We start from the raw sequence: 274 nt of genomic DNA on the forward strand, positions 1-274 counted from the left end.
ACGGCAATATCAGTTTTTAGTCTTTTTGCTTTTCCAATTGTACAATAGGCAGCAATAAGTTCTGCTTCAGATATACCAATAGAGATTGCAAAATCACGATTACGCATCTCTTTTTTTTCTTCACGCAAACGAATAATCATTTCGGCTGTATATGACATGGACTTTCCTTATAATATTTTTTGAGATCTAACTTTTAAAATTTTACAATTTCAAAGCAATAGTTTGAACCTTTTTAAGGGTTCAAACCATTTTACCCAATAAGGTCCTATTATCA

General features: G+C 31.0%; 1 pseudogene. It reads right to left on the reverse strand.

Going from position 1 to position 274, the window contains the following annotated elements:
• Positions 1-158: pseudogene (locus ACFIO5_RS09880) on the reverse strand (hemin-degrading factor); the annotation flags it as partial.
• Positions 159-274 lie beyond the last annotated feature (116 nt).

This window comes from Bartonella sp. AA86SXKL, from assembly GCF_042196885.1.